The sequence below is a fragment of the Pseudorhodobacter aquimaris genome (assembly GCF_001202025.1).
GTDB classification, from domain to species: Bacteria; Pseudomonadota; Alphaproteobacteria; order Rhodobacterales; family Rhodobacteraceae; genus Pseudorhodobacter; species Pseudorhodobacter aquimaris.
This window is the reverse complement of record NZ_LGHS01000049.1, coordinates 1-6,132: the sequence shown is the minus strand read 5'-3', so window position 1 is coordinate 6,132 and position 6,132 is coordinate 1. Positions and strand designations below refer to the sequence as shown.

The following is a 6,132-nucleotide window of genomic DNA, read 5'->3' as shown; positions in this document are numbered from 1 at the left end:
GTCAGGAACCGCTGGCTGGTTACGACCTTGAAGAGATGTTCTGCACGCTCTTTGCGGCTGGTCGGTTTGTTCACGAAGCACCTCCATCACGGGCAAGCCCCGGAAACAGCACGAGGTCTGCAGGGCAATCCTGTTCGAGCATGGCCCTGAGCCGGGAAGAGACAATGGCAGACTGGATCCTGCTATCGTCAGATATGACATGTGCCTCACGCATCATCCGAAACAACACTTGCCGAAGCTTCGCGCGGGTTGAGGGGCTGATGCTCGCCAGTCCCTCATCCCACTCCGCTTTGGTTGCAAACAGATGTCGAAGCTCTCCAGAGGCAGATCGAGTTGAAACGACAGATATCGTTCGCGCAGGACGTCGGTCGCGAATTCACGGACGAATCGATATGCACGGCAGGTGGCCAGCCAAAGCAAGGCGAGTTGATCGCCGCGATCAGCCTCGGTGAGAAGGTAGTCGCGCTCCATGTCAGTGAGCGTCGAAAGGCGATTCACGATTTCGCGCAGGGTGCGCCGCTGCGAGGCCGCCTTGGGCAGCGAGGTTGCGCCCTCGGTGAGCGCACGGCTAATTGTTACTGGCCAAGGCTCACCAGCCACGTGCAGCCGCGCGACAGCCAGCGTTTCATTCAGGAAGAGGCCCCCTGTCGAGAAGGACATCTTGTAATGTGACGGATCGGCGGTCGTCATACAGAAGCCACCGTGGGTTGGCGCGCGAGCACTTCCGGGTTTAAAAGCACAATTTGCTGATCCTGCGGTCGCCGCGCAGCCGGATCGGTGTCGAGTCCGAGGCGTTTTAACGCATAGAACAGGAGCGCCCTGCGTACCGGGATCTGGGACCGACCATCTTCCATGCCATAGTCCATCTCGATGGCGCGGCGCTGCGTGGGCGAGAGGTCTGGATGCGGGCCAATCTCGAGCACCACTTCGCTGTGCCAATCTGTGTCGGTTTGGGGGTCAACTGTGACTGCCCCCCGCTTGCCAATCTCGACAATCCGTGAGAGCAGGAAATCCTTGAACACCTGGTCGTTCTGACAAAAGGCGCGCGCATGCCAGCGGAAGCCGTCGAAGGCCAGCGCATGCGGCTCGATCCAGCGCGCGCTGGGCTCTGGTCGTGTCATCGATTGATAGGTCACTTGAAGGGCTGCGGGTTCATGGATTGCGGCCAACACGTCGCGCAGGGTCTCTGGCGCAACACCGCGTGCGGGGGTTGGCGTCCCGCCATAGCCCGGAAACACGCTGATCCAGCTCTGCTCACGTGAGACCAGCCCCTGATCGACGGCACGCAACTGAGCGAAATAATCCTCTGCGCTGGGCGTGATGAAATGCGGCGTGAAATTCTTGCCCCGGACATAGGCACGCTGGCTCTTGTCATAGACGAGATTGCGCTTCCACTGGTCGGAATAGCCGCTCAGATCGAGCGAGGCCTGCTGAAGCGAGATGCCGAACGTTTCCATCAGGTCTGAGCGGTTGATCCGTCCATGCCAGAACACCCGAAACTCGATGAATGCGTTGCGCCGCTCCGCGCCCCAGTTCAGCTGTTTGACGTGTTTGTGCGGCACGCGGTCCCCTTCCGATCAGTCACCTTAAGTATAGGACTAATAACTAGTCCCACGCAATAAAATGATTCAACCTGAAGAACCGTCGATGGCCGCTAATATTCGCCACTCGACGAAAGATCCCCACTGACGGCTTCGAGCCAGAGCCGCCCCGCGGACAAACCGCAGCACAGGTTGGCAATGCAGGTGCAATGGAACGCACTCGGCCCATACCGAACCCTCTAGGTCATCCAGTAGGCGATAAGCCGCCTCCCCAGATCGGCCACTCGTGCAAAGTGCAGCGTTCGCGCATTCCGAACCACCGATGTACCTGCGAAAGCTGCCGGTTAGTTGAACGCAGCGCATCATTGTGCAAAGCTAGTGTCCGGTGTCAAAGGCCAGCCGTATTGACGGACGAAAGTTCTTCGGGTCCGCTTCGGCCGCAGGTGGAGTAACTATATGCTCGAGGATCTAAAACGTTTCTTTGAGGACTATCCTCGGCAGATCCTTCAGTTACAGGGCGTCAAGCCAGCCGAAGTGCCTGATGATCTGATGGACCAGTTGCTGGACTATCGGCACCGATCACTTTCCAATCTTGAAGATGCCCAGCCCTTCCGGATCGATCCCGACGCCTTCTGGATGATGAGTGAGCTGATCAACGAAATGAAGCGTGATGGGCTGGACGAGCTGTTTTCCCAGGTCCGGCTGCCGTTTTCGACGATGATTGTCCTACCTCCTGTGTTGGGGAGCGATGGGCTCATGCGTGGGAATGATGGGCTCGCGCTTGGCGTGGTCACGCAGATAGAGGATACCATCTTCACCCAGCGCTTCATTTTTCGCAGCAGCAACGTCGGTCCAAGCAACTGCGTGATGATCTCGAAAGGCATGGGGGTGACGAGTGTTTCTACGCCGACCCGTGACCTTTTTGAGGCTGTCGGGATGAACGTTCCTGAAGGCATGATTGAGGACGAGCTGACGTCGAACCGAACATTCTTGGGCATTGCCGTCGCGATCGCCACTCTCTTGCGCCACGATGGCATGTTGAAGTTGGAGGAGGTCTCGCTCTACCCTAGGCAACAGCGACGCCAAGCCGAGCGCTCAGGAAAAGTGCTTCCTGCCACGCTTATCTCGAAGATCACCCTGGGCAAGGCGGGGCGCGGCCAAATGGAGGCGATGAAAGAAGACATCGTGGCGGATGAACGCGGAATTATAGCACGGAGAACGCACTGGGTCAGGGGTCACCACATGCGCAGCAGATCAGGCAAGCTCGTCTGGCGCATGCCTCATCTTCGCGGTGCTGGCCCCTTGATCAAGCAATTGCGGCATGTGACCGGTGCTACTTCGGCCGAAACATAGAGACCACTCACCACCCCGGCATCGCCGGCTTGCAACAGGCGGTCTCGGCCCTTTGTGTCCGATGCCGCGCATTGCACGAATGTCCGTTATCATGAAAGTTTCCAAAAACCTCCAACAACCACATGGGTTTTGAACGGGGTTTTTGGCAGCGTAGATCGGCGTGGTTTTTGCCTGTGCCAAAAAGGAGCGTTTTTGGCACACTATACAAACAGTTTTCCAAGGAACTTTGTGAGTGAAGCACTCGCTATCCTTGATCGTCTAGATGCGATCAATGTTATCGAATAAGGCCACATGCCGATGCAAAGCGTTTGCCAAAAGCGGTCAATTGTACCTCTAGGTTTAGTTGAGGGCCGAACGTATGTTGTGAGAAAAGGCGTTCTGGCGGCGATGCTTGCCGCTTCGATACTTCCTCCATTTCGCGCAACGTCTTGTTAAACTCTCCTAAAGCGTTAGCTAAGTCTCGTTCATCACGAATAGTCGGTCCAAACGCTGAAACGCGCCCGAAACGATGGATGGGTGTTCTTTCAATTACGCCTTGCCGCATGAGGTTGTCGGACCAGCCCGGCGCACCTAATCCCGACAGGTTGTATTTTTCGGCCTTCTGACGAATTGTTGATACGGCTGTTTTCTGCAAAGCCGCGTTTTCCTTTTGAGCGCGTTCGGCTTGCGTTCTCTCCTCAACCGTTACGTTCATAAAGTCACGCGGAGCAAACTTGATTATCTTGTCTTGCAACTCGTTATCGGTTCTTTGAACAAAGGACAAAAGATCAATAATTTTTGCATCTAGTGGAGAAAGGCTATCCAAGACACTGATAAAAGGCCGTTCCGCCTCGGCCTCCGAGTTGGGTTCAAGTGCTTTCGCAAAAAGGCCCGCCCACAAACCGCGAATGCTTTCGTCATCGGCCAATGACATACCGTTCATGAGAAGGTGAAGCTCTTCCTCTTTCGGCGGGGTAATGTCCTTCATATCCACCCCATCCGCGTCCAAACGCTTGCGAACTTCTTCCATCCCTAGCTTTGCGTTAAGCTCGCGCTTTCTTCTTACCCTATCACCAAGGATACCAATCCCATCGGCAACAAGTTCGCCAACGGCCTCAGACGGCTTCTTAAGCAAACCTCTGATTACGTCACCAAGTGCTGCATCAATCGCTTTGCCGTTGCTTGCGTCAACAGACGTTTTTGGTCCCCCATTATGGTCAGTAGCCATATTCACCTCGAAAAAGCGTTTTGTTGCTGGCTTAGAAGATAAGTTCAGGACGTAAAGAAAACCAGATTAGTGCCTACTGTTTGTTACTATTGCCAAACTCCCCTTCCCGCCATTCTCGTTTAATTATGCGCCCGCACCACCTTCCAAAAACGACCGTTTTTGGTGCTACGCCTGTGCCCGGAAGCGGCGCTGACATGACAACCACAGATGCATAGACCAAGGTGCGTTGTTAGCGAAGAAAATGGTCGCCGCACGCTTGTTCTTCTTGCTGGATCGGCGTCCCGCATTCTTGAAGTGTCACAGTTTCCCAGTTGAGCAACTGACGTCATTATAAATAGCCGCTGGCAGCTTTTGAATTGTCAATCCATGGGCATAACCGACCCCCGGGCCCGCCTTAATGTCGGCATCCTCAAGAACATCACTAAGGGCCATTTGATCACTTTTATCATCGATGCCGCATTCCGCCTCCCAAAGTTTTACGACCTTCTGCACGGCGGGGGTGTTCTTGAAAAAAATAACGCCCGAGTTCAGCGTGCCGTTTAGAAAGGGGGACGGTGAACGCAGTTCTATGGGGTGGCGCGGCGTAACACAAATATCCCCACCCAAGAACTCATCGGAGTAAATTGTTTCAAGAACCACGACATCAGCGTCTATGTACAAAACATCTTGCGCGTAATTCTCCAGAAAATGCTGAATGCACCGCGGCTTGTGTGTAGCTTTAATAGCACCACTAGAAGCTTGTAGCTTATAGCGGTCTGGCGGCGTTAGCTTAATGACTTCACTCTTGAGGCACGCCACTTGCGCTGGCGTCATTCCCAAATCGTATATCACGGGATATTCCCCCTGACGTTTGAGGATATTCTCTTCAAGCGAAGGCAGAAAATGAAAGAAGCCTGCATCAGCACATAGCAAAATACGAAAGCTGTTTTGCGTCATCGGTGAGCCTTTCTTGTCGATAATAGGTTGTTGGCCTACATCTTGAACTACCCATGGCTGTGTGACAAACCATTATCTACCGCAAAACAGCCTCCCAAAAGCCACCGTTTGTTGAACGGTTCGCTAAAACCGACATTGGCGCACTTGCGGCGAATGCCTGCTTTCCGCCCTCCACGTCGGTCATGCTGAGACTGCGAGCAAAATCTGAGCAACCGAAATGAAAGCCAACAAGGTCCCGCGTAGCTGCCTTGCGCGAACGCATCGCCTAGCGTGCTGGAACCTTTTGTTACCTGGCGAACACTAGCTTGCTATTATATCAAAGCCTTGCAGGTAGACTTCGATCTCGCCGATCAGCGCCTGATCCACCCCGTCGTTGCCACGTAGCTCATCAACAGCGCGGCGAGCGCTGGCTATGGTCATCCACTCAGTCTCCGGCGCATCTGGCGCAGACCAGCGCTCGTGCAGCCAATCCTCGAATTGCGCTCGTTCTTCGGTGGAAAGCAGCTGCAGGGAGTAGAACGCCACCAAGCGACGGCCAAGCTGACGCAAGCGGGGATCACTCAGTGCCGCCACGATTTCCTGCCGTTGCGGCCAGTCCACGCGCTGGAATTGTGCAAGAAGGCCTTTGTCTGCATGGCTGTAAAAGCCACCGAAGATCTGCTTCTCGACCATAGGCGTCGGGGCTGCAGGATCCTCGGGAAACCGCGCCGCCAGAGCCTGTGCGACACGCGCCCGGAGCTCAGGCGCATTGGCGATGACATCGGCACGACTCAGCTGCAGGTCAGTGGGTGTCGGGAGAGACAGGAGCGCTGGCGTCTTGTTGACTGACAATGAACGGATGATCTTCGGCGTGGCGTCCACCGCTGCGAAAAGCGTCGCATCATCGGCGGTCAGGAAATCGGCAGGATCGGCCGCCTCCAGGTCAAAGAAGGCCGCCTGGTTCGGGTTGCTGGCCGAATAGCCGCAAAAGCAGCCAAGCGTGGCGCGCGGCGATCCACCGCCGAAGCGCTCAATCAGCGCCATGGGCTGGAACGCCTCAATTCGCGTCTGCACATGAAGCTTGTCGCGATTGGCCAGCAATTCTGCCCAAAGCGC

The 6,132-nt window shown here is 55.4% G+C and carries 4 protein-coding genes and 2 pseudogenes; 1 reads left to right on the top strand and 5 read right to left on the bottom strand.

The features are described 5' to 3' along the window. Positions 1 to 70: 70 nt before the first annotated feature. A pseudogene (locus tag AKU94_RS08250) lies at positions 71 to 660 on the bottom strand (DUF1819 family protein). Positions 661 to 686: 26 nt separating this feature from the next. Continuing rightward, positions 687 to 1,457, bottom strand: coding sequence for a WYL domain-containing protein (locus AKU94_RS08245; RefSeq protein WP_198144873.1), 771 nt, complete (start codon positions 1,455 to 1,457; stop codon positions 687 to 689). A gap of 540 nt (positions 1,458 to 1,997) precedes the next feature. Between AKU94_RS08245 and AKU94_RS08240 the strand changes: the two genes are divergently transcribed. Next, positions 1,998 to 2,894 (top strand): hypothetical protein, encoded by an 897-nt coding sequence (locus AKU94_RS08240; RefSeq protein WP_050526821.1) that lies wholly within the window; start codon positions 1,998 to 2,000, stop codon positions 2,892 to 2,894. Positions 2,895 to 3,168: 274 nt separating this feature from the next. On the opposite strand, the gene AKU94_RS08235 is transcribed toward AKU94_RS08240, so the two are convergent. The 3 genes and pseudogenes from AKU94_RS08235 to AKU94_RS08220 all read right to left on the bottom strand — a co-directional run. After that, positions 3,169 to 4,101 (bottom strand): Abi-alpha family protein, encoded by a 933-nt coding sequence (locus AKU94_RS08235; protein ID WP_050526820.1) that lies wholly within the window; start codon positions 4,099 to 4,101, stop codon positions 3,169 to 3,171. Between the two features lie 297 nt (positions 4,102 to 4,398). Continuing rightward, positions 4,399 to 5,037, bottom strand: coding sequence for a putative nucleotide-diphospho-sugar transferase (locus tag AKU94_RS08230; protein WP_050526819.1), 639 nt, complete (start codon positions 5,035 to 5,037; stop codon positions 4,399 to 4,401). 300 nt (positions 5,038 to 5,337) lie between these two features. Then, positions 5,338 to 6,132 (bottom strand): annotated as a pseudogene (locus tag AKU94_RS08220) (exodeoxyribonuclease I); the annotation flags it as partial.